The organism is Legionella longbeachae (genome assembly GCF_004283175.1).
Lineage (GTDB): Bacteria > Pseudomonadota > Gammaproteobacteria > Legionellales > Legionellaceae > Legionella > Legionella longbeachae.
The window spans coordinates 1-23114 of record NZ_RXNW01000010.1 but is presented as its reverse complement, the minus strand read 5'-3'; the positions used below and the strand labels follow the sequence as shown (position 1 = coordinate 23114).

Below are 23114 nucleotides of genomic sequence, written 5' to 3'. Positions count from 1 at the left end.
TTATAGGAAATTAATAAGGACAAATTATGGGATTGATGATTGATGGACACTGGCACGATGTTTGGTATGATACTTCCAAGACAGGTGGGAAATTCAAACGTGAGCCTGTACAATTTCACTTTAAAATCAGTAATGAATTAAATGCCCGTTTTCCTGCAGAAAAAGAGCGTTATCATTTGTATGTGTCACTAGCCTGCCCATGGGCACATCGTACGCTCATCTTTAGAAAATTGAAGCAATTAGATGATTATATTGATGTTTCTATAGTGCATCCGCACATGCTTGAAAAAGGTTGGGAATTTAAAAAAGGGATGGGGGCTACTGGAGACATCCTTTACGGACTTAATTATTTGTATGAACTTTATGCCAAAGCAAGCAACCAATATACTGGCAGGGTTACTGTGCCAGTTTTGTGGGATAAAAAAGAAAAAACTATTGTTAGTAATGAATCAGCAGAAATTATCCGCCAGTTTAATGATGCTTTTAATCATTTAACGGGCGATACACAGGATTTTTATCCTGAATCTTTGCAGTCAGAAATAGATAACTTAAATGAAAGGATTTATGATGCAATTAATAATGGCGTATATCGTTGTGGGTTTGCAACAACGCAAAATGCATATGAAGAGGCTTACGTTGAATTATTTGCTTTACTTGATGAGTTGGATAAACGTTTACTCCATCAAAAATATTTATTAGGGGAGCATCTTACAGAGGTCGATTGGCGTTTGTTCACAACATTAATCCGTTTTGATGTTGTTTATTATGGTCATTTTAAAACGAATCAACAACGAATCAGTGATTATCAAGCTTTGCAACCTTATTTGAAACGACTGTATCACCATCCAGGGGTTCATGAAACAGTAAATTTTTTACATATTAAACAGCACTATTATTACAGTCATAAAACCATTAACCCAACTCAGGTTGTGCCTTTAGGACCTCAAATTTCTTTTGATTAATCCTCATAATAGGCCGTGAACCTGGATATTTGGGGGCGCGGCAAAATACATGATATCCTGCAAGTCTTATTTCTTTTTGCCTCGCTAAGCTAAGGTTATTCCGTTTTTTGTTTCTTTTGCAAATCTTTCTTAACCCAGTTAATTAATCCACCTTTTACAAGTAATTCAATTTGACGTTTGGAAAGGGTATGTTCTACTTCAATTTCTTTTTCCTCAATTTTTATCTTAAATGACTCCTTGTCTAAGATATCAGGAAAGTTATTGATTTCAACCATATCATTTAAATCGATTTCATCATAATCCCGGGTATTTTTAAAAACTAAAGGCAAAATACCAAAATTAATTAGATTTTGCCAATGGATACGGGCAAAGCTCTTTGCAATTACTGCCCTTAAGCCTAAGTAACGTGGTGCTAAAGCTGCATGTTCTCGGCTTGACCCTTGACCGTAATTATCTCCGCCTATAATAACATGACCCTTTTTATATTTTTTCGTACGACTTGCATAATCTGAATCGACATGGTGATAAGTAAACTCACTAATTTTAGGAATATTGCTACGATAGGGAAGAACTTTGGCGCCAGCAGGAGAAATTTCATCGGTTGATATATTATCTTCCACTATAAGTAATACAGGTATTTTCAATGAATTAGGAAAAGGATCAAAATCAGGCAACGTGACAATATTAGGACCTTTTATCAATTTAATGTATTTAGCCTCTTCTAAAGGCAATGGACTTTCAAAACATCCAGGATTGAGTATTCTTTTATGGGGTAATTTTATTTCAGGATAAGGCATGTCTAAAGTCCTGGGATCAGTAATAACACCTGTTAATGCTGAGGCTGCCGCTGTTTCAGGACTACAAAGAAAGACTTTATCTTCATCTGTTCCTGAGCGGCCAGGAAAATTTCTTGGCACAGTACGTAAACTGTTTTTATCTGTTGCAGGTGCTTGGCCCATACCAATACAGCCATTACATCCAGCCTGATGAATGCGAGCACCAGCATGAATTAGGTTTCCTAAATGTCCATCACGAACTAATTCTTCTAAAATAGTTCGTGAACTTGGATTAATATCAAAGGATACATTTGGATGCACAGTACGACCTTTTACTATTTCTGCGGCAATCGCAAAATCACGATACCCCGGATTTGCTGATGAACCAATATATGCCTGATAAATTTCTTCTCCAGCAATTTCTGCGACAGGAACTACATTTCCAGGACTGGTGGGCTTTGCAATAAGGGGTTCAAGTTTTGATAAATCAATTTCTTCATCTTTATCATAAGATGCATTTTTATCAGCTTTTAATTCAATCCAATCTTTTTCACGATTTTGACTTTGTAAAAATTCTTTAGTGATTTCATCTGCAGGAAATACTGTAGTTGTTGCTCCTAATTCAGCCCCCATATTGGCGATTACGTGCCTATCCATGGCACTTAAATACTTTAACCCTTCTCCATAGTATTCTATGATGTAACCTACACCCCCTTTAACATCATATCGGCGTAACATTTCCAGGATAACGTCTTTAGCACTAACCCATTTGGGTAATTTCCCAGTTAAATGGACGCCAAGCACTTTAGGCATTTTTATATAGAGCGGATAGCCTGCAATAGCCATGGCTACTTCTAGTCCCCCAGAACCAATAGCTATCATTCCTAATGAGCCAGCAGCACAGGAATGACTGTCTGAACCCGTTAACGTTTTTCCTGGTTTACCGAAATTTTGCATGTGTACTGCATGGCTAATTCCATTGCCAGGACGGCTAAAATAAAGACCAAAACGTTTTGCTGCACTTGCAAGAAAGAGGTGATCATCTGGATTTTTGTTATCTTCTTGAATTAAATTGTGATCGACATATTGGACGGAAATTTCAGCCTGGGTCTGTTCGAGTTCAATTGCTTCCAATTCAAGCATGACCAATGTGCCTGTTGCATCCTGGCAAAGAGTTTGATCTATTTTTAAAGCAATCTCTTTTCCCGCGTTCATTTCACCATCAAGAAGATGGGCTTTGATGATTTTTTCTGTAACATTCATGGCTATTTCCTCCGTGAGAATAGCTAATTGTTAAAATATAGCACAGCAGAACAAATAGGCTAAACTTCAATATAAGGATTGTTGTGGAGGGTTGGCATGAACTATAGTGATCGCTATCAAGCTGGACTTGTTTTGGCTGATTTATTAAAGGACTATTCAAAAAAGACCGATGTCATCATTTTAGCGCTACCTAGGGGTGGGGTTCCAGTTGCTTATGAAATTGCAAAGAAGCTGTCATTGGAACTTGACATTTTTATTGTAAGAAAATTAGGTTTGCCCGGTCATGAAGAGTTTGCTATGGGTGCTATAGCCTCTGGAGGTACCGTTGCTTTAAATGAAGAAGTTCTTAGTGCTCTTCATATAGAAAAGGACGCTTTAAATAAGGTGCTGCAATCAGAGAAGGATGAATTATCACGTCGTGAATCAGTGTACCGTGGCAATAAGTCTTTCCCCGAACTTACAGGGCAAACCGTAATTCTTGTGGATGATGGTATTGCCACCGGTTATACAATGCGCGCAGCTATTGCAGCTTTGAAACAGAAGCATCCCGCAAAAATTATTATTGCTGTTCCTGTTGCTGCACGTTCTACTTGTGATGAGCTCGCCCCTTTAGTTGACGCAATCATCTGCCCACTTCAACCAGCTAATTTTTATGCTGTAGGATTGTGGTACAATGACTTTTCACAAACAACAGATGATGAAGTAATAAAATTGTTGTCAGTTTCAAAATAAACGATTGCCTCATCAAAATCTGCTTATATATTTGCGGCAATATTTAATACTAAAAAGATATCACTTGAGATAATTGATAATCTACTCATTTAAGTCATGATATCTGGATTTTCAAGCGGCGAAATGTAGGAAACTCAGCTGTTTCGCCAAGAGTAGAGTTGCAAGTAGTCCTTTTAATTAATTTTCTTGTTGAAAGTAAAGGTGTAAAAAGATGAATGATTTAATGGATAAAATTATTTTAATCACTGGTGCTTCAAGCGGCATTGGTCAGGCTTGTGCGCAGTTATGTGCAAAATATGGTGCGCGACTCATTCTCTGTGCTCGACGCGTAGAGCGTCTTGAACAATTAGCGAAGGAATTGAAACAGCTGTATGGCAAGGAACATTACATTTTACCTTTAGATGTACGTGAGCATGAGCAAGTCAAGAAGCAACTTGCTGCCTTGCCCAGCCAATGGCAGTCGATTGAGATTTTAATCAATAATGCTGGATTGGCTTTAGATACTCTTCCTGTGCAACAGGGTATTGAAGAGCATTGGGATATTATGATTGATACTAATATTAAAGGATTGCTTTATGTGAGTCGAGCGTTGATTCCAGGTATGCTTGAACGAGGCTATGGTCATGTAGTTAATATTGGATCAATTGCAGGCCATGAATGTTATCCAAATGGAAATGTTTATTGTGCAACAAAACACGCAGTTCATGCGCTTTCAAAGACAATGAGGTTAGATATGCTTGGTAGTCCTGTTCGCGTTACTGAAATTGCTCCAGGCGCAGTAGAAACCGAGTTTAGCGAAGTGCGGTGGAAGGACAAGGAAAAGGCAAAGGAATTCTACAGTGATTTTCAACCCCTGTTAGCAGAAGATATAGCTGATGCAATAGTATATTGTATTACTCGTCCTCTGCACGTAGATATTGAAGAAATGATTATAATGCCTACAGTACAGGCTTCTGCTAATCATTTATCGAAAATGAAGAATAGATAAAGTTTGTTCAAAAAATTAACACAAGCAGGCCTTTTGGTCTATTATTTATACATATAGGGAATGACTTATCCTGCCTGAACCATTTAATAGTGTCAGATAGGGGGGTTGTTTTGGAGAGTAATGTGCAAGCCTATGTAAATGGTAGGAAGCCTGAAACTCTACATAGACCTCCATAGTAAATTCAGTTACGGGCTCAGAAGACAGGAAGTCATTGCCTGTATTTCCCCAATCCTTCAAAAAAATCAAGCGCATATTTTGTATAAAAATTAATCATAATGTATAATTAACATACGACATTGGATTAAATTTTATAGGAGGTAGGATGGAAACACTAATTATTTTTTTAGTTTTAAGCACACCAATTTTCTTAACCGTGATGCATGGTTTTCTGCACCGACTTCAACCTTTGATAAGCCAGTGTAGAGATTAAATGTTATCACAGTATTTCATGTGCTTAAAGCAGGAACTAATTATGCTTATTTGGTACAAATCGAACCATGAGCATCTTTGGTAATTATCAGCAGGATCTTTTCAACAATTAGGATGGATTATGAACAGATTGATTCTTGCTTTAATGATGGTTGGGTCCCTACTGTTAGTAGCAGGTTGTGCTACTGAAAGAGTATATTATACCCCAACTTATACTCCGCAATATGCTTATTCTGTTGGTTATTATCATACTAGCCCTTATTGGGATATTGATTATTTTAGTAATGATAATGATGCCTATTACTATGGCTATGATGATCTAGGGGATGAAGGATATTGGGGTATGTATAATTCCTATCAAGTTTATTAGGATCTGTTTACAGTGTTATTATATTGGCTAAAATGGCTTAATATTATTCAATAAGATGCGTGCACACCTGTTTGTTGCTCGAATATTAAGTAGCCTGCGAATTAGAAACAGGGCGCTGGATCTTCATAGTTGGACTATGAAGATTCAACATTTGATAAGGCTTGCGGGCTATTAGATTTTAAAATATTGGCCAAAAGAGTTTTGACGTTTTAAAATCACACTTTGGGTTCAGTTTAGGCAATGTTTTAACCTTGAAGTTGATTCTAAAATAACTATCATTATTCCTTAGCTCGAGATACATATTCCCCTTTGCGTGTATCGACTTTGATTAACTCGCCTGTTTGTACAAATAAAGGTACTCGTACTACAGCCCCTGTTTCTAGTTTTGCGGGTTTTCCACCACCTCCAGAAGTATCTCCGCGTACACCAGGATCTGTTTCTACGATTTCCAAAATAACAAAGTTAGGTGGGGTTACCTGTATGGGATCATTATTCCATAGAGTAACAATGCAAATATCTTGCTCTTTCAACCATTGTTCGGCATCAGCAAGTACTTCTTTGCTCAACGCATATTGTTCAAAACTATCCGGAACCATAAAATGCCATTGTTCGCCATCGTTATAGAGATATTGCATTTCTACATCAGCAACATCGGCAGAAGGTAAGGATTCTCCCGATTTAAAAGTACGTTCTACAACTCGGCCTGTTTTTAAGTTTCGAATTTTAATACGAGTAAATGCCTGACCTTTTCCTGGCTTAACGAATTCACAATCAAGAATGGTGCAAGGTGCGTCATCAACCATTACCTTTAAACCGTTTTTAAATTCATTGGTGCTATAGATTGCCATTAGTGCTCCACAGTTGAGATTTTGTTTGGTTTTAGTTAAAGTTCGCACAGTTTATCAAGTCTGTGTTATTAATGCGAGATACCTCTTTAAGTTGGCAAAAAAAATTAGCCCAGGGATTTACTTCAGTCACTGAATTATTAACCTATCTGGAGTTACCCTTATCAACTGGGAATTTAGATGCTGAAAAGCAATTTCCCAGCCGTATACCTTTGGGATTTGCAAAGCGCATGCAAAAAGGAAATCCTCATGATCCCTTGTTACTTCAGGTCTTGGCTTCCGGATATGAGCTACAAGGAAGTGAAGAATACAGCAGTGATCCTTTGGATGAGCATAGTAATAACTCAGTTCGGGGGCTTTTGCACAAATATCATGGTCGTGTTTTATTAACAATGACTGGTGTATGTGCAGTGAATTGTCGTTATTGTTTTCGCAGACATTTTCCGTATCAGGCTAATAACCCTGGGCGAGCAGGATTGAAACATATTTGTGACTATATTGCCCAAGATACGAGTATTACCGAGGTGATTTTAAGTGGGGGCGATCCCTTATTAGCATCTGATGTTGTTCTTGGAGAGCTGATAGAGCAGTTAGAGCAGATTCCTCATTTGCATACATTACGTATCCATACACGTATTCCCGTGGTTTTTCCAGAACGGATCGATTTGAACTTACTCTCATTATTAAAAAAGGTTAAATTAAATAAGGTTATTGTATTACATTGTAATCATGCGCAAGAACTTGATGATTCCGTGCGACCAGTACTTCATGAGCTACGGCGTATAGATTGCCATTTGTTAAATCAAACAGTTTTATTGGCGGGTATTAATGACAATGCTCATGTTTTAGCTGATTTGAGTCAAACCTTATTTTCATTTGGTGTCTTGCCCTATTATTTACATGTACTGGATAAAGTCAAAGGAGCAGCGCATTTTGATTTGCCTTTTAATACGGTAAAAGGTATTTATCAACAATTACAAAATTTATTGCCTGGGTATATGCTGCCTCGTTTAGTGCGTGAAGAACCTGGAAAATCAAGTAAGACTTTATTAATTTAACGTGAGTTACGGATAAGAATTTTATTAGAACCAGAGTCTACCTGACACCGCTAGGGCTGTGGATGCCTGAGCATCGTCGCAACGGCTTCACAAAAGTATGGCAAGTCTCCAAGAACTGTACTTTGCGCTGAACATGTCCAGGGAGTGATTCGTTTTACTTATTCATGGCTTAAGTTAATTTAAAGATATGAAATAAAGCAGAGTAACATTTATTTAAAGAAGAGCCCAAATGAAAAAACTACCTGTTTTAAATGTTGGCGATTGCATTGAAATTATTGCACCGTCTTCTCGAAGTACTGACAATCAGCTCTCTGAATTAAAAGAATTACTGGAGTCCTGGAAATTAAACTGTATTGTGCAGAAAGATATTTTTGCGAAGGATCTATTATGCGCTAATACGGATGAAATGCGTTTGCAGCATCTTAAAAACGCCCTGCACAACCCTCAGACCAAGGCAGTGATTTGTGTCCGAGGTGGCTATGGCTCAGCGCGCTTGATTTCGAAATTAGCAGATACACCTCCCCCTGAGCATAACAAAATATTTGTTGGTATGAGTGATGTGACTTGTCTTCATCTTTATTTACAGCAGCATTGGGGATGGCCTACAATCCATGGAGCCGCTGCTCCTGATAAGTTTTCCCAGGAATCGATTGTTTCTGTACAGTCAATTTTGTTTGATGATGCACCCGTACGTTTTAATGGATTGACCCCACTTAACACGCATGCACAAAAAGATGAGTTTATTCAATCGTTTATCACTGGCGGTAATTTGGCAATCATTCAGTCAGGTATTGGAACGTGTTGGCAGATTGATACCCAAAATAAGATTGTTTTACTTGAAGAGATTGGAGAGCGAGGATACCGCGTTGATCGCATGTTAGAACATTTAAATCAAGCAGGTATTTTTACAAATGCTGCTGCAATCTTATTGGGTGATTTTCTTGAAGGCTATGAACCTAATGGTACCTCTCTCATTGAACCTGTTTTACGACGTTTTGCAGAAAGTAGCGATATTCCGGTATTAAGAATCAGGGGTATAGGGCATGGTCCTATCAATTTTCCTATTCCTTTAGGAACAAAAGTGTCTTTGCAATTAGGCGAAAATGCACAGTTAACTTGTTTTCGATAGAAAACCTGATGTCTATAGTCATCCACTAAGTCCTAGACACGCGCCATAGGATCAAATTGAAGTTTCTTCATCTTGAAATAACCGAATGAGTTTTTCTTGTGCGCAGTTATTTCCTTGAGTGATTGATTTATAACTACCATCGCTTTGCATCTCCCAGGTATTACTATTATCTTTAAGGTAGTTTTTAATAATCTCCTGCTTGATGCGTTTTTTGCAATTTTCGTCAAGAATGGGAAACATAATTTCAATTCGATGATATAAATTTCTTTCCATGAGATCCGCACTCGAACAAAAATAAAACTCCTCTTCATTGACCCTAAAATAAAATATACGATGATGTTCTAAAAATCGTCCTATATAGGAAAGCACTCTTATATTTTCTGAAACGCCAGGCAATCCTGGTTTTAAACAGCAAACTCCGCGTACAAGCAAATTTATTTTAACCCCGGCCTGTGATGCTCTATATAAAGCTTGAATAATAGTTTTATCCGCCAATCCATTTACTTTTAGAAGAATTTCGCTATCTCCTTTTTTTAAGGCAGTAGCGGTACATTGCTCTATATATTGCAATAAAGTTTTTTGTAGTGTAAATGGGGAATGACTTAATGACTTGAGTTTAACTACTTTGCCTAAACCAGTTAATTGTTGAAAAATAATTTGGGTATCTGAAGCAATCGTTGGTTCGCAGGTTAATAATCCAAAATCAGTATAACGTTTTGCAGTATATTCATGATAGTTGCCTGTACTTAAATGAACGTAACGCTTCAATTTTCCATGGGCTCTACGAACAACTAAGGTCATTTTGGCATGAGTTTTAAATCCAACAACGCCATAAAGCACAAGAATTCCTGCGGCATGCAATCGGTTTGCTAATTTCAGATTGGACTCTTCATCAAAACGAGCACGCAATTCGATGACAGCGGTAACTTCTTTTCCAGAATGGGCCGCATCAACTAAAGCATCAACCATAACTGATTCCGATCGAGTTCGGTATAAAGTTTGGCTAATTGCTAAAACATTAGGGTCATTTGCTGCTTGTCTCACAAAATCAATCACTACATCAAAGCTTTGATAGGGGTGATGTAACAAAATGTCTTGTTCGTCGAGCACGTTAAATAAATTCCGTTCTGATTTAGGGAAGTGGGGGTATTGGGCCGTAAAAATTGGATAATTCAGTTCAGGCCTATTAATACTATTAATGGCTGTTAATTGACGTTGAATATTCACTGGACCATCACAATAATAAGTGTCCTCATGGCGAAGGTGATATTTTTGCAGTAAAAAATCAACAATTTTTTCAGGGCAATTTTTTTCAATTTCAAGTCGAACTACATGACCATAGTGGCGTGAAAAAATCTCACGTTGTACTGCTTTGGCTAAATCATCAATTTCTTCTTCACGCAAAAATAAGTCACTATTGCGCGTAAGACGAAAAGAATAACAACCACTAATTTCCATTCCTGGGAATAAACTATCCACATGTGTTGTAATAATAGAAGAGAGGTATACAAAATAATGGGCGTCACCGCATAATTCAGAAGGTAAATGAATAACTCTTGGAATTGAGCGAGGTGCATGCACTACTGCATAGTTAATTTTACGATTAAAGGCGTCTTTTCCACTTAGAGAAATAATAAAGTTTAAACTTTTATTAATCAATTGTGGTAGGGGGTGAGCTAAGTCCAACGCTATTGGGCTAATTATAGGTTGAATTTCATGTTTAAAATAATGTTTTGCCCACAAGTGAATGTCATCAGTCCATTGCTCTGTTTCAAGAAAGTGAATCTTTTCTTTGTTCAACGCTGGAAGAAGTTGCTTGTTAAATATTGAGTAAAGTTGTTCAATGAGTTTATGAGTTTTTTGACTAATCTGACTGAATGCTTCATCAGGACGCAAACCATCAATTGTTAATTTTCCTGAAGACATGGCAATTTTTTCTTTAAGGCCCGCAACACGAATTTCAAAAAACTCATCGAGATTACTGCTGCAGATACTGAGAAAGCGCATTCTTTCCAACAAAGGAACGCGCTCATCATTAGCCAACATAAGGACTCTCTGATTAAAAGCAATAATAGAAAACTCTCTATTAATATAGTACTCCGGATTATCCAGTTTCGTTTCCAAAAGTAACTCCATTGATTTTTAAAAATCCTAGCCCCGTTGACAGATCCTATTCAGCGCACTAGAAAAAAACAAACTCCAATAAATAATATGAAACCATAAAAAGGTGACAAATTCCAAAAGGTTAAAGCAAGAAAAAATAGGATGCAGCACAAAGCAATGGGAATGGAAAAATACATACCCACAACCCCTTGGGCAACGGAGTAGCTTGCTGCTGCGAGTAAAGCCAGCGCACCGTATTGTACTCCAATCATGATTTTACGCATCCCAGGACCATTATGGCTGGTCAACCAATGGTATCCGGCCACAGCCATAAGTAATCCTGGTAAATTCAGACTAAGGATGGCAATAATTAATCCAGTGATTCCAGCTGCTTTATATCCTATAAGCGCAGATAATTTAACCCCCGTTAGCCCAGGGAAAATAAAGGTTGAGCCAACCATCGCAACAAACTCTTCTTGGCCTATCCAATGCCGGTACTCAACAGCTTCATACTCCATGAGTTTTAACATAGAGTTACCACCACCTAAGGATATGAGCCCGATTTTTCCAAAACTTAGGAGGATATCAAATAGAGTCCTTAGCATAATTTCAATAGACTTTTTAGGAAAGTTACATATTCGCAGGAAACTTGTTCTCCTAGCAAGTGTTTGGAAATAGTTTCTACCAAATGAAGCGATCTCCCTTCAATACATACGCTAAAATAAATTTTGTTAAGGACCTCGAGACGCGCAAGCTCCATTTTTATTTTAGGTTTGGTTGGAAAGGTGTAAATCAAGGCTTCTTTTTTAACAGAAACTTCTATGCTTTCTTTTGCAATTAGTTGTGTTATTTCCAGCAACTCAGGGTCGGTTAATTCAGTTGGATGTGACAGGTGTTGAGGCGCACTTAAAAGGATTTTGCTGCCAAAACCAAAAGCAGAACCTTTTTTTTGGAGTAGCGGTTTATAAAGTAATTGGTTACGCCTCTTTTTAATATTATAGTTTTGGCTTTGTAGTAAATAATATTCGTCTTCTTTATGTTTTTGTTGGTAATGCGTAATGTTAACTAATGACGGATCGATCATGTTAAGAGTAATTGATTTATTCTCTGGCCAAAAATAACGAATTTCCCATTTTAGATGCTCATCTTTTATATCCATAAAGGTTGCTAAGGGTAGGCTTTTTTCAGGAGCAAATTCGAAATTCCAAATTAGACGTTGTTTCATGCGCGATTGCTACTTGTAAAGTAAAGAGTATATACTACACTTTTATCGTCCAAAGCAAGGGAAGGTATTGATATTATGGCTATTTTGTTTTTTGTGCTCTACCTGATATTTACGCTAGTGGTGCTCTATAGAGCAATGAATCCATTAGTTTGGGAATTAGGCAGCGTTTTTTATTTAATCATAGCAACATTTGCTATTGGTTTGCCCTGGATAATTGGTTTTCTGCTTTGGTTAATCATTATCACGGCATTGCTTGTAGTCTATCTAGAACCTTTGCGTGCAGGTATTGCGGATTATCTTTACAAAACAGCTGGAAAATCGATTCCTAAATTGTCAAAAACGGAAGAGGAAGCGCTTAATGCTGGTGATACCTGGTTGGAACAAGATATTTTTACAGGAAAGCCAGATTGGGATAGATTATCTAATGTAAGCACTGCTCTTTCAACAGAGGAGCAAGCATTTCTCGATAATGAAACTCAAACACTATGTGGTATGTTAGATGAATGGGAAATAAGTCAAGCCCATGATTTACCCAAGAAAGTTTGGACTTATATCAAAGAGAATGGCTTTTTAGGATTGGTAATTCCTAAAGAATACGGTGGCAAAGGTTTTTCTGCACGAATGCATTCTGATGTTGTGATGAAAATTGCCAGTCGCTCAGGGGTAGCGGCGGTAACTGTAATGGTACCTAATTCGTTAGGCCCCGGGGAGCTAATAAATTATTATGGGACAGAGGAACAAAAGGGATATTATTTACCCCGTTTAGCAAAAGGCATTGATATTCCTTGTTTTGCTTTAACTGAACCAGGTGCAGGGAGTGATGCAACATCAATCCAGTCTGATGCTGTTGTTGTGCAGAAGACTGTTGATGGCGAAATGGTATTAGGTTTAAACATTACTTTAGACAAACGCTGGATTACTTTAGCGCCAATTGCTACCTTGATTGGTTTGGCAGTTAATGTCAAGGATCCCAATGGTTTATTACAAGGTGAAGGTGTAGAAGGCATTACTTGTCTACTCATTTCTCGTGATACCCCTAATCTGGAAATTGGAAACAGGCATTTGCCAGCAGATCAACCCTTTATGAATGGTACCATTCGAGGAAAAGATATTTTTGTACCTATATCTACAGTAATTGGTGGTCAAAAGAGAATTGGAAGTGGGTGGCAAATGTTGGTTGAGTGCTTATCAATTGGCCGTTCTATTTCTTTACCAGCGTTGGGTGCCGCTTCCTCTTCGGTTTCCTATTTGACAACCAGTGCTTTTGCGCGAGTTCGTTGCCAATTTAATGTAGAAATAGGTCAGTTTGAAGGTGTAGTCGAGAAACTTGCAGAAATTGCCGGGTTAAATTATTTGATTAATTCAACTCGTTTACTGACAGTAGCAGCTGTAAACGAGCATAAGAAGCCTTCGGTTGCATCTGCAATCACTAAATACTTTAATACTGAATTAGCACGAATTGTTGTCAATTCAGCTATGGATGTGCATGCAGGGCGGGGAGTTGTAGTGGGGCCTCGCAACTATTTAACTAATTTCTATCATGGGGTTCCCATTTCCATCACAGTGGAAGGGGCAAATATAATGTCCAGGAATTTATTAATTTTTGGGCAAGGTTCAATGGCATGTCACCCTTATATTCGGGATGAGTTCTATGCTATTTCCAATCAGGACAAAGAGGCATTTAGAAAGATTATTTGGAAACATATTCAGTACTTTTTGCAAAATTTTGCTAAAACTGTATGTTCTGCATGGACAGGTGGTATATTTATTAGCGCACCGAAACAAAAAATGAAACGCGAGTACAAACGATTGGCACGTTTAAGCCATGCTTATGCTTGGCTTGCGGATTTGTCTTTGATTAAATTAGGTGGTGATTTAAAGCGTAAGGAACGCTTGTCCGCTCGTCTTGCAGATGGAATGTCTTATCTTTATATGGCAATGGGTGTTTTGCGTAACGTGCAATTAAATGGTGATCACCCTGATGATCAGTTATATGCTCAATGGGCTGTCTCTTACTGCTTTTACCATGCACAAAAATCAATGATTAATTTATGTAATAATTTTCCATCGAGAGTACTAGGTACTGTGGTGCGTTTCTTGGCGTTTCCATTTGGACAGACTATGCGCTATCCGAGCGATAAACTGGATTATAGATTAGCAAAACTGGCAGCGCAGAATAACCTTTACCGGGATCGGGTGAAAAAATCGATTTATTTAAGTGGTGATCCGAAACAACCTGTTGATCGAGTTGAACATGCTTTGCAATTAATTATCAAGACCGAACAGATCGCTCAAAAACTTGGGGATTTGAAACGAGTCAAATTTGGTAAATTAAGAGCAAAGCTTCAAGAAAAAGTTGAAAAGAACGAAATCAATCAACAAGAAATGGATGTGTTATTGTCAGTGGAGGCAGCTCGTTGGGATGCAATTCTAGTAGATGAATTTACTTTTGACTCAATGAAAAATAGTTCGTTTAAATCGGTAATTGATGAGATAAAATCACCGTTTATGCAGGATTTTAAATCTGATACAAACGTATGATTAGGGTCACTGCCATTTCCTGAGGTAGTTTTTTAGGGTCTTCCTGAAAGCGAAGACCCATAATATATGTTATATTTTTACAAATTTTTAACAGCGTAGTAAAACTAGAAATTCTGAAAGCTAAATGATTTTGCTATAATTAGGTCAATATGACAATAGAACCCGCTAGAGAGATAATTTATGTCCGCAAACGCCCCGATCAGCACTACTAGAGATTTCACATTACCCCCAAAATCAGAGATATTAAAGGCGATGCAAAATGCGGAAAAATCACCAGAGCTTGCACACTATTTAAGGGATCGGGTTAATGAAATTATCGAAAAATCAAGATTCTATAATAAATCACCCGAAGCAAAGGCAGCTGCCGAAGAAATACGAAAAGCTGTAGATGATTTTGTGCAATTTGTTGAATATAAATTTTCCCAAAGAGCGAATATTTGGCTTGGTGACCTTCCTGAGACTTCAAACTTTAAAAATATGCAGACGGGTATTGCTGAAAAAGCAGTAAGTAATTTAACAGAGAAAAATTATGAGGGCATTCGATTTGACTTTGCTATTAGCCAAGATGGGCATTTTGTTCGAGGTTATGCAGTTCCCGGATCTGATGCCTCATTAGATGAAACTACAGTAGACTCCTTGGATCAATTATTTAACGCATGGTTAGCAAAGAAATATCAAATTGCTACAGAAAATGGTTATTTGTTTCATGTAGATAAAGACGGCAATCATATTCGAAAACTTCCTGTGGAAGAAGTGGAACAATTACTGGCTGATTCAGCAAAAGATTTTCGAGAATATGTTCGAGAGAACAATGTATCTACAGAACTTATAACGCGCCAACGTGAATATCCTGGTGAGCAACGACTGGAGGAACAACGCAGACGAGCTGCTGCTGCAAAAGCCGTTGAAAAAGTTATTGAAGCAGAGGAACTAGAGGCAGCATCTCAAAAAGGAGGAGAACCAGAAGCCGGTGTTGAACCACAAGGTCCAGGGCATGCATAATATGCTGAGTCATCTACAGTTTGAGTTAGGTCTTAGCCCTGAATCTTAAAGACCTGACTCACAATATTGAGTTAATTCTGATTCGCTGCGTATAGCCTTGAAAGGGAGCCTATATCAAACCATATACCACTATAAACATCTGCAGTGACCCCATGTTGCTCAGCGTGGTGTCTAATTAATGGCGTTACGGAATAGCGTCCTTGTTTACAATTTGTGAATATCTGGGGATGATAGCAGCAAATACCAGCAAGAGTGTATTCACGGGGAGTGTTACTTAATTTATTTTCATTGATGATGCCAAAATCTCCATGATGATTAAGCGTTGGATTTTTAGGAACCAAAACAACGTGAATGCAACCAACATTTTCTGGTTGCAATAAAGAAAAATCAAAATCAGTATAGATGTCTGCATTTACAGTAATGAAGGGTTCATTACCTAACAGGGGTAGTGCATTTACAATGCCGCCACCTGTTTCAAGTCCGCCAGGAGGCTCTGGGGAATAACAGATTTCAACATCCCATTGATCCCCTGTTCCTAAGTATTGCCGAATTTTCCCCCCAAGGTAGGCATGATTGATTACAATTTTTTTGAAACCAGCTTTTGCCAAATTTATTATATGATGCTCGATTAAAGGTTTACCTTTAACGATGCAAAGTGCTTTTGGTATTGCATCGGTGATCGGTTTTAATCGTTCACCTCGTCCGGCAGCGAGTATCATTGCTGTTTTCATGGTAAATTGACTCTCATTTGAAGAAAGTGAAAAAATGGATGTAATTCTTCGTAAATCTCAGTACATTCAAGAACATATTTTAATGTTAAAGGTAAATCCTTAAGATATCCTGGCTTATTATCACGTAAATATAAACGACAAAAGATTCCTAAAACTTTCAAGTGCCTTTGCAATCCGCAAAGATCAAAGGCGCGAGTAAACTCAGATAATGAGTAATGATTGGCTGCCGCACTCTGGTGAGTATAAAAGTAACGCACCCATTCCAGGATTTGTTTACGTGGCCAAGAAATATAACAATCTTTGAGTAACGAAACCAGGTCATAAGTTAATGGGCCGCACATGGCATCCTGGAAATCAATAACCCCCAATTTAATTTCAGTGTGCTCCTTGATGAGCATTAAATTACGTGAGTGGTAGTCTCGATGAATGAAAGTAAGTGGTTGTTGCGTTACTTCTGTGGCAATCCAATCCATTGTTTTCTGTATTAGAGTTAATTCCTCTTGATTGAGTTCTAAGGCAAGATAAGATTTAAAAAACCATTCTATGCATAGATTCATTTCCTTAAGCATATGGGGTTTATCAAAAGGGAGTAAGCTCGAATCGTAAATGGAGCAAGATTGAATTTTAATTAAAGTTTCCATAGCTTGGTGATAGTATTTATTAGCAGTTTCAAGCCGAAGATCATTCAATAAAAGTTCATCCCCCAAGTCGCTTAATAATAGGAATCCTTGCTCAAGATCAATAGCAAGTATTTCGGGAGTAAGGATTCCGGTTTTCTTAAGGGTTTGGGCAATGTGTATAAAAGGTTCAAGATCTTCTTTGTCTGGAGGGGCATCCATTACCACGTAGGTTAACCCATCATGGTGAAGACGAAAATATCTTCTAAAACTGGCATCTCCTGCTAAAGGTACTAACTGAAAATCTTGATGTTTTAACGTGTAAATGAGCCATTCTTTCAGTGCGTTTTCTCGTGCATGCATGGTATACTTCCTTCCTCGATTTTGGCAGTAACTTATAATTTGATCTCTTTTTTCCATGAATGGGGTAGGTTTTTAAAGAAAAACAACTCACCGACTGATCAAAAATAATTTAGTTACATGTTTTTTGGCGCATGATAAGGCATTTTATTACTCGTGAACAAGATTTCATTCAAATGGTTCTTGATGAGCATGCTGGCTATGGTGCTTATTGTGTTTATGGTACTTTATCATACTTTCGCCTATTCTGCCCCATTAATTAGTGAGCCAGTACAAGCCTGTGTCATTGCACGTGATGTTGATTTGACTAATGCAATAAGAGCCAAATTTGCTCAATGCCTTGGTTGGCAAACGGATCAAAACGCCCCTATCTGCCATGGTACCTATCAACCTATCACCGTTAATCCGCTTACAACAGCTGACGAAATACGCATTATGGCGGATCGTGTTTCTTTTTACCAGGATAAGCCATCTACCTTGAGCGGGCATGTAGAAGTGCAACAAAATCTGAGAATAGTTAATGCACAAACAGCTTATGTATTTCGCGATCCTAAAAGTAATCAAATTACCAAAATTGAGTTTTTAGGCAATGTCCATTACCTGGAGCCTGATAAATTATTGATTGCTCGTAAAGCATCAATTAACCCACAAGATAAGTCAGGCCAGATTGAGGATGTAATATATCGATTTAATACCAATAAGCGTGGGACAATGTTACCTGCATGGGGAAGAGCAAGTTTAATGCAGCGTTTTGCTAATTCTGATTATCTATTACGTCAGGCCACTTATACAACCTGCGCCCCACAAGATAAAGCTTGGGATGTTGAAGCTAAGTCCATTGTTATTGATAATAATAGAAAGATAGGGGTTGCCCGAAATGCTAAAGTACGGATCCGTGAATGGCCGATTCTCTATGTCCCCTATTTAAGCTTTCCAACAACAAAAGAAAGAAAATCGGGATTTCTCATGCCTTTGGGAGGATATTCTAATGTAGGCGGTTTTGATTTTGGGCTGCCTTATTATTGGAATATTGCCCCTAATTATGATCTAACTATAACACCTCATCTTTACACGGAACGTAATGTAATGATTGGGGGGGAGTTTCGTTATTTAACATCAAAAAGTATGGGTATCATTACTGGTGATTTTCTACCAAATGATGCTGCATATCGTAACTTTTTAAACAGCCATGCGGATGAGTTTCCTTGGTTCAGAAACGAATCAACTAATCGTTGGTTTTGGGGAATTCGTAATACGACACAATTTAATCCTGATTTGCGATTAAATGTGAATGTTCAACAAGTTTCTGATGATTACTATTTCCAGGACTTTAGTACTAATTTAGCGCTTATTACTGAAAGGCAGTTATTACGCCAAGCAGATTTAACCTATGCTACAGAGCATTGGACATTTAGGGGAATGGCACAAAGTTTTCAAACCTTACATCCAATTAATGAAACCCCCATAGCTGATCAATATGAGCGTTTGCCACAATTATACGCACGCGGTTATTATTATGATCTCCCCTTGCAGGCTAATTTAAATGTCACTGGGCAATATGACCAGTTTTTTTGGCCGACATCAATGCCGCAAGACGTTCCCATATTAATGCCCCAAGGTGTTCCAATAGAAATGCCTCAAGGACCTAGATTCCATCTTAATCCAGAACTCTCGTTACCACAAAGAACTAACTGGGGATATGTTACTCCCTCCGTAGAGTTTGTAGAAAACTATTACCAGGTTCAAAACAATTGGAATAACATGCACACGGATTACAATCGCTTTATTCCCCGTTTTAGCACCCAAGGTGGTTTGTTTTTTGAGCGTAATTATAATTGGAGGGGTGGCTCTTATACACAAACCTTAGAGCCAAGTTTATTTTATTTGTATGTACCTTTTTATAACCAAAGCCAGCTACCTATATATGATACTGCGAATATGATTTTTAATTTTGATCAACTTTTTAGAACAAACCGTTTTTCAGGTTTTGATAGAATTGGTGATGCAAATCAACTTACTTATGCATTGACTACTCGTTGGTTATCAGAGGAAACAGGTTCTGAGTTAGCTGCTTTCTCTGTAGGACAAATCAAGTACTTTTCGGATAGAAAAGTGCAACTTTGTCGTAGCCCTTCTGGTGTATGTTTCGCAAATCCCTTAGAAATTGGGCAATTATCACCGTTTTATGGGTATTCTCCTATTGCGAGTAGAGCTATGTATTCTTTAGGCCCATTTTGGAAGTTGCTTGGAGATTATGTTTGGGATCCCGCTACCTCTGCTACGAACAATGCTGATTTAAATATCCATTATCAGCCTAAGTCAAATGCAGTTGTCAATTTGGGGTATAGTTACTTAGTGAATGGTGATGTTACAGCAGTTAGAAATAATACAGGGGTTGATAATGCGTTGCATCAAGTTCTGGGTTCCATTTCCTGGCCATTAAGTGATAGATGGAGTGCGATTGGGGCATACAGCCACAATATTAGTAAAGATTATAGTATGATGTCGTTGCTGGGAATGCAATATGACAATTGTTGTTGGGCAATACGAATTTTAGGCGGAAGAACATTTAAAAGCTTAGACGCAAATTATTCACCTCGATATAATAATAATATTTATTTGCAAATTTTATTAAAAGGCTTAGGATCAGTAGCCAATAGTGATCCAGGCAGTGTATTGAATACCTATATCCCAGGATATAGTGATCCATTTCATCGTTAAATCATGGAATGGTGAAAATTAAACAAATCTGCTTGAATTTTGGATAAAAATAACCTAAATTGCTCGAAAAAAGTAAATAAGGATTCAGTTATGTATAAGAAAATAGCACTGATATGCATCTTCTTTTCTGTGGTTATGGGTATTGCACAAGCAAAACAAATGCTGGATAAAGTAGTTGCCGTTGTCAACGATGGTGTTATTACTGAGAGCGAATTAAATAAGCAGGTCGAGTTATCAAAAAAACAAATTCTTGCACAAAAGATGCAATTACCTGAAGAATCAGTATTACGCAAACAGGTGCTGCAGCATTTGATTGATGTTGACTTACAACTGCAAATGGCGAAAAAAAATGGCCTTACTGTAGATGATACCGAGTTAAATCAGGCAATTGAAAAAATTGCATCCGCGAATCATGTCACTTTAACACAGTTACGCGAAGAAATTGTACGGCAGGGTATGAGTTGGGATGAATACAGGGAAAATATTCGTAAAGAAATGCTCTTAAGCCATTTGCAGCAAAAAGCGGTTGGTAGAGATGCCATGGTTACAAGTGAGCAAGTCGAGCAATATTTAAAGACAGAGGGTGGAATTGTCGATCGCTCAGCACTAACTTACCGTATTCAAAATATAGTTATCCCCTTGGGTGAAGAGCCTACCTCAGAACAAGTAAAAAAAGCTAAAAATAAAGCAGAGTTACTGTTATCGAAAATCAAGAAAGGCGATGATTTTAGTCGCCTTGCTATAGAAAACTCAAGCGGAGAGTTTGCATTGGAGGGGGGGGACTTAGGTGAACGGCATCTCGCTGAGATCCCCGAACTATTTGCTAAAGAAGTTGTGAAAATGAAAGTTGGCCAAGTTGCTGGTCCCTTGCGTGCAGGAAACGGTTTTCAGCTTATAAAATTGGTTTCTATTGGCGGAGAAAATCAACACCATATTATTACTAAGACCCATGTACGCCACATTCTTCTAAAGCCTGATCCGAACATGCTTCCTGAGGATGCAAAGAAACAAGTTCGGAATATTTATCAGCAAATAAAAGCAGGGAAGGACTTTGCCCTGATGGCTAAGCAATATTCATTAGATTCTGCAAGTGCCGTGAAAGGTGGCGATTTGGGTTGGGTTTCACCGGGGGTATTAGTTCCTGAATTTGAAAAAGCGATGGATAAGTTAGCTATTAACGAAATTAGCCCTCCAGTTAAATCGCAATTTGGCTGGCATTTGATTCAAGTTCTTGGTCGTAAGCAAGAAGATGACTCTGAAGCGTTTAAAGTGCAAAAAGTAAGGCAATTTTTACAGCAAAGAAAATTCGCAGAAGCCGTACAAAATTGGCAACAACACATACGAACAGATGCATATGTAAACATTCTAGATAAGGAATTAGTATGAAGCCACTGCTTATTAGTAGTGGGGAGCCTGCAGGTATTGGTCCAGACTTATGTTTGGCCCTTGCTGATTACGACTTTCCATTAGTCATTTTGGGAGACCGAGATGTTTTGGAAGCTCGAGCAAAAGAATTGAAACTTGATATTAGTTTTACTTCGTACATGGGAGAGCCTCTCAAGTCCAAGCCTGGATGTTTATCGGTACTGCCTGTTTCATGTCCTGCCCCTGTCCAAAGCGGTTGTCTTAATCCTGATAATGCTGGTTATGTTGTGGAGTTACTAAACCAGGCGGCACGATTATGTGGCAGTGGAGATTTTTCTGCTTTAGTCACTGCACCAGTGAATAAGGCAAACATTAATAAAGCAGGAATCACATTTAGTGGGCATACTGAGTTTTTTGCACAATTTTACAATGTCGAAACAGTCGTTATGATGTTGGCTTGCTCTCAGATGAAGGTGGCTTTAGTCACAACACATCTTCCTTTGCGAAAAGTAGCAGACTCGATTACATCCAGTTTAATTATCAAAGTAGTAAGCCAATTACATCAATCATTGATTAAGGATTTTAATATTTTAATCCCACGCATTAGGGTAGCAGGATTAAATCCTCATGCTGGGGAGTCAGGCTATTTAGGTCGGGAAGAAATTGAAGTAATCTCTCCGGCGTTGAAATTTCTTCAAGAGCAGGGCATTCAAGTCGAAGGGCCTGTGCCTGCTGATACTATGTTCATCAAAAACCAATTAAATGATTGTGATGCCTATGTTGCTATGTATCATGACCAGGGGTTACCCGTTTTAAAATATGCTGATTTCCATGAGGCAGTTAATGTAACTTTAGGATTGCCAATCATTCGAACCTCTGTAGATCATGGAACCGCTTTAGAACTAGCAGGAAAAAATATACTTGATACGGGTTCAATGTTTGCAGCGGTTGAGATGGCTAAGTCCATGGCTTTATCTAGGATGAGATGATGACAACAATTAGTTTAATTGCTGCAATTGATGAATCTGGCGGATTAGGAATTAATAATCAATTACTTTGTCATTTACCGGCTGATTTACAACATTTCAAATCCATAACAATGGGAAAACCCATTATTATGGGAAGAAAAACATTTGATTCTATAGGGAAGCCACTACCAGGTCGACTAAATATTGTGTTAAGTCGATCATTATCTTTTATTGATGGAGTTCATGTTTTGGACTCGTTAGAAAAAGCAATTGAATATACTGCTGGCCATGATGAGATAATGATAATTGGAGGAGCGGTATTATTTAATGACGCGATTGATAAAGCAAGTTCTTTATATATAACACATATACATCATCAATTTGCAGCAGATGTCTTTTTTCCAAAAATCGATAAATCAGTTTGGCATTGTCAAAATGAGCAATTCCGACATCAAGATGAAAAAAATAAACATGATATGACCTTCTGTTTTTATGAGCGAAAGCACTAATATATATTTTAGATTCCTACTTTTATTAAATTACTAATCATCATTCCTCTTAAGCACTTACTTATATGTTAATTTTACTATTCTTAGGGTAAAGAGCTTCGCTTTCACAATGATTTTAGAAATCGATTTCAGTAAAGATATGGAAGTACTACAACACGTAATCAAACAATGATGAAAGTTATTTTAATTTAATGAATGAAATTAGTTAAGCAGTATATAGATGAAAATTTACCCATTATGGGTTAGATAAAATCTATATGGATTACAATAAGTAACTGATAAAAACAATTTTAAAAAAAAACAAAAAAGTGTTTGACACTGAGTCTGAAATGAGTAGAATACGCAGCACACCTTGAGGGTGAAGTTCATTAAGAATAGAGAAGACAAACTGTGTGGGCACTTTGAAAGACTTTGAGTGCT

19 protein-coding genes are annotated in these 23114 nt (G+C 37.8%); 12 read left to right on the top strand and 7 right to left on the bottom strand.

Annotated elements, in window-relative coordinates; translation table 11 throughout:
• Window positions 1-26: 26 nt before the first annotated feature.
• Window positions 27-962, top strand: coding sequence for a glutathione S-transferase family protein (locus EKG34_RS11065; protein WP_003633130.1), 936 nt, complete (start codon window positions 27-29; stop codon window positions 960-962).
• Window positions 963-1057: 95 nt separating this feature from the next.
• Here EKG34_RS11065 and EKG34_RS11060 read toward each other — a convergent pair whose 3' ends face one another.
• Window positions 1058-3001 (bottom strand): aconitate hydratase, encoded by a 1944-nt coding sequence (locus tag EKG34_RS11060; RefSeq protein WP_003633129.1) that lies wholly within the window; start codon window positions 2999-3001, stop codon window positions 1058-1060.
• A gap of 96 nt (window positions 3002-3097) precedes the next feature.
• On the opposite strand from EKG34_RS11060, the gene EKG34_RS11055 reads away from it, so the two are divergent.
• The 3 genes from EKG34_RS11055 to EKG34_RS11045 all read left to right on the top strand — a co-directional run bounded on the left by EKG34_RS11055 (window position 3098) and on the right by EKG34_RS11045 (window position 5520).
• Complete coding sequence (locus EKG34_RS11055) at window positions 3098-3733, top strand: phosphoribosyltransferase (protein WP_012978799.1); 636 nt, start codon at window positions 3098-3100, stop codon at window positions 3731-3733.
• A gap of 211 nt (window positions 3734-3944) precedes the next feature.
• Window positions 3945-4721: an SDR family NAD(P)-dependent oxidoreductase gene (locus EKG34_RS11050; RefSeq protein ID WP_003633123.1), complete on the top strand. Its 777-nt coding sequence runs from the start codon at window positions 3945-3947 to the stop codon at window positions 4719-4721.
• 550 nt (window positions 4722-5271) lie between these two features.
• Window positions 5272-5520, top strand: a complete 249-nt coding sequence (locus EKG34_RS11045) for a hypothetical protein (RefSeq protein WP_003633121.1) — start codon at window positions 5272-5274, stop codon at window positions 5518-5520.
• 278 nt (window positions 5521-5798) lie between these two features.
• Here EKG34_RS11045 and efp read toward each other — a convergent pair whose 3' ends face one another.
• Window positions 5799-6368 (bottom strand): elongation factor P, encoded by a 570-nt coding sequence (efp, locus tag EKG34_RS11040; protein WP_003633119.1) that lies wholly within the window; start codon window positions 6366-6368, stop codon window positions 5799-5801.
• Window positions 6369-6439: 71 nt separating this feature from the next.
• Between efp and epmB the strand changes: the two genes are divergently transcribed.
• Together epmB and EKG34_RS11030 are read left to right on the top strand one after the other, a co-directional pair.
• Window positions 6440-7423: an EF-P beta-lysylation protein EpmB gene (gene epmB, locus EKG34_RS11035; protein WP_003633118.1), complete on the top strand. Its 984-nt coding sequence runs from the start codon at window positions 6440-6442 to the stop codon at window positions 7421-7423.
• A gap of 229 nt (window positions 7424-7652) precedes the next feature.
• Entirely contained in the window at window positions 7653-8552 is a 900-nt protein-coding gene (locus EKG34_RS11030; RefSeq protein WP_003633116.1) for a S66 peptidase family protein, read from the top strand.
• 51 nt (window positions 8553-8603) lie between these two features.
• Here EKG34_RS11030 and ppk1 read toward each other — a convergent pair whose 3' ends face one another.
• Genes ppk1 through EKG34_RS11015 form a run of 3 tightly spaced genes read right to left on the bottom strand, consistent with a single transcriptional unit; the run spans window position 8604 to window position 11880 of the window.
• Window positions 8604-10676 (bottom strand): polyphosphate kinase 1, encoded by a 2073-nt coding sequence (ppk1, locus tag EKG34_RS11025; RefSeq protein ID WP_172622896.1) that lies wholly within the window; start codon window positions 10674-10676, stop codon window positions 8604-8606.
• Between the two features lie 50 nt (window positions 10677-10726).
• Window positions 10727-11260, bottom strand: a complete 534-nt coding sequence (locus EKG34_RS11020; protein WP_003633112.1) for a chromate transporter — start codon at window positions 11258-11260, stop codon at window positions 10727-10729.
• On the bottom strand, window positions 11254-11880 hold the full coding sequence (locus EKG34_RS11015) for a hypothetical protein (RefSeq protein WP_003633111.1): 627 nt from the start codon (window positions 11878-11880) through the stop codon (window positions 11254-11256). Before EKG34_RS11015 ends, EKG34_RS11020 begins: the two co-directional genes overlap by 7 nt.
• A gap of 75 nt (window positions 11881-11955) precedes the next feature.
• Between EKG34_RS11015 and EKG34_RS11010 the strand changes: the two genes are divergently transcribed.
• Together EKG34_RS11010 and EKG34_RS11005 are read left to right on the top strand one after the other, a co-directional pair.
• A complete protein-coding gene (locus EKG34_RS11010) occupies window positions 11956-14421 on the top strand; it encodes an acyl-CoA dehydrogenase (protein WP_012978801.1) in 2466 nt (821 codons plus the stop codon).
• 180 nt (window positions 14422-14601) lie between these two features.
• Window positions 14602-15423, top strand: a complete 822-nt coding sequence (locus EKG34_RS11005; protein WP_003633107.1) for a hypothetical protein — start codon at window positions 14602-14604, stop codon at window positions 15421-15423.
• Between the two features lie 71 nt (window positions 15424-15494).
• Here EKG34_RS11005 and EKG34_RS11000 read toward each other — a convergent pair whose 3' ends face one another.
• Window positions 15495-16154, bottom strand: a complete 660-nt coding sequence (locus EKG34_RS11000; protein WP_003633104.1) for a nucleotidyltransferase family protein — start codon at window positions 16152-16154, stop codon at window positions 15495-15497.
• Window positions 16151-17134: an aminoglycoside phosphotransferase family protein gene (locus EKG34_RS10995; RefSeq protein WP_003633103.1), complete on the bottom strand. Its 984-nt coding sequence runs from the start codon at window positions 17132-17134 to the stop codon at window positions 16151-16153. Before EKG34_RS10995 ends, EKG34_RS11000 begins: the two co-directional genes overlap by 4 nt.
• A gap of 183 nt (window positions 17135-17317) precedes the next feature.
• Between EKG34_RS10995 and EKG34_RS10990 the strand changes: the two genes are divergently transcribed.
• The 4 genes from EKG34_RS10990 to EKG34_RS10975 all read left to right on the top strand — a co-directional run bounded on the left by EKG34_RS10990 (window position 17318) and on the right by EKG34_RS10975 (window position 22694).
• A complete protein-coding gene (locus EKG34_RS10990; protein WP_012978802.1) occupies window positions 17318-19852 on the top strand; it encodes an LPS-assembly protein LptD in 2535 nt (844 codons plus the stop codon).
• 90 nt (window positions 19853-19942) lie between these two features.
• Window positions 19943-21238 (top strand): peptidylprolyl isomerase, encoded by a 1296-nt coding sequence (locus tag EKG34_RS10985; RefSeq protein ID WP_003633098.1) that lies wholly within the window; start codon window positions 19943-19945, stop codon window positions 21236-21238.
• On the top strand, window positions 21235-22206 hold the full coding sequence (pdxA, locus tag EKG34_RS10980) for a 4-hydroxythreonine-4-phosphate dehydrogenase PdxA (RefSeq protein WP_003633096.1): 972 nt from the start codon (window positions 21235-21237) through the stop codon (window positions 22204-22206). Before EKG34_RS10985 ends, pdxA begins: the two co-directional genes overlap by 4 nt.
• Window positions 22206-22694: a dihydrofolate reductase gene (locus EKG34_RS10975; protein ID WP_003633095.1), complete on the top strand. Its 489-nt coding sequence runs from the start codon at window positions 22206-22208 to the stop codon at window positions 22692-22694. Before pdxA ends, EKG34_RS10975 begins: the two co-directional genes overlap by 1 nt.
• Window positions 22695-23114: the final 420 nt, after the last annotated feature.

Excerpts from the sequence above, each read along its gene's own strand:
- pdxA (WP_003633096.1), top strand. The coding sequence starts at position 21,235 with ATGAAGCCACTGCTTATTAGTAGTGGGGAGCCTGCAGGTATTGGTCCA.
- EKG34_RS11005 (WP_003633107.1), top strand. The coding sequence starts at position 14,602 with ATGTCCGCAAACGCCCCGATCAGCACTACTAGAGATTTCACATTACCC.
- EKG34_RS10975 (WP_003633095.1), top strand. The coding sequence starts at position 22,206 with ATGACAACAATTAGTTTAATTGCTGCAATTGATGAATCTGGCGGATTA.
- EKG34_RS11000 (WP_003633104.1), bottom strand. The coding sequence starts at position 16,154 with ATGAAAACAGCAATGATACTCGCTGCCGGACGAGGTGAACGATTAAAA.
- EKG34_RS11045 (WP_003633121.1), top strand. The coding sequence starts at position 5,272 with ATGAACAGATTGATTCTTGCTTTAATGATGGTTGGGTCCCTACTGTTA.
- EKG34_RS10990 (WP_012978802.1), top strand. The coding sequence starts at position 17,318 with ATGAGCATGCTGGCTATGGTGCTTATTGTGTTTATGGTACTTTATCAT.
- epmB (WP_003633118.1), top strand. The coding sequence starts at position 6,440 with ATGCGAGATACCTCTTTAAGTTGGCAAAAAAAATTAGCCCAGGGATTT.
- EKG34_RS11010 (WP_012978801.1), top strand. The coding sequence starts at position 11,956 with ATGGCTATTTTGTTTTTTGTGCTCTACCTGATATTTACGCTAGTGGTG.
- EKG34_RS11065 (WP_003633130.1), top strand. The coding sequence starts at position 27 with ATGGGATTGATGATTGATGGACACTGGCACGATGTTTGGTATGATACT.
- EKG34_RS11055 (WP_012978799.1), top strand. The coding sequence starts at position 3,098 with ATGAACTATAGTGATCGCTATCAAGCTGGACTTGTTTTGGCTGATTTA.
- EKG34_RS11060 (WP_003633129.1), bottom strand. The coding sequence starts at position 3,001 with ATGAATGTTACAGAAAAAATCATCAAAGCCCATCTTCTTGATGGTGAA.
- EKG34_RS10985 (WP_003633098.1), top strand. The coding sequence starts at position 19,943 with ATGTATAAGAAAATAGCACTGATATGCATCTTCTTTTCTGTGGTTATG.
- efp (WP_003633119.1), bottom strand. The coding sequence starts at position 6,368 with ATGGCAATCTATAGCACCAATGAATTTAAAAACGGTTTAAAGGTAATG.
- EKG34_RS10995 (WP_003633103.1), bottom strand. The coding sequence starts at position 17,134 with ATGCATGCACGAGAAAACGCACTGAAAGAATGGCTCATTTACACGTTA.
- EKG34_RS11015 (WP_003633111.1), bottom strand. The coding sequence starts at position 11,880 with ATGAAACAACGTCTAATTTGGAATTTCGAATTTGCTCCTGAAAAAAGC.
- EKG34_RS11030 (WP_003633116.1), top strand. The coding sequence starts at position 7,653 with ATGAAAAAACTACCTGTTTTAAATGTTGGCGATTGCATTGAAATTATT.
- EKG34_RS11020 (WP_003633112.1), bottom strand. The coding sequence starts at position 11,260 with ATGCTAAGGACTCTATTTGATATCCTCCTAAGTTTTGGAAAAATCGGG.
- EKG34_RS11050 (WP_003633123.1), top strand. The coding sequence starts at position 3,945 with ATGAATGATTTAATGGATAAAATTATTTTAATCACTGGTGCTTCAAGC.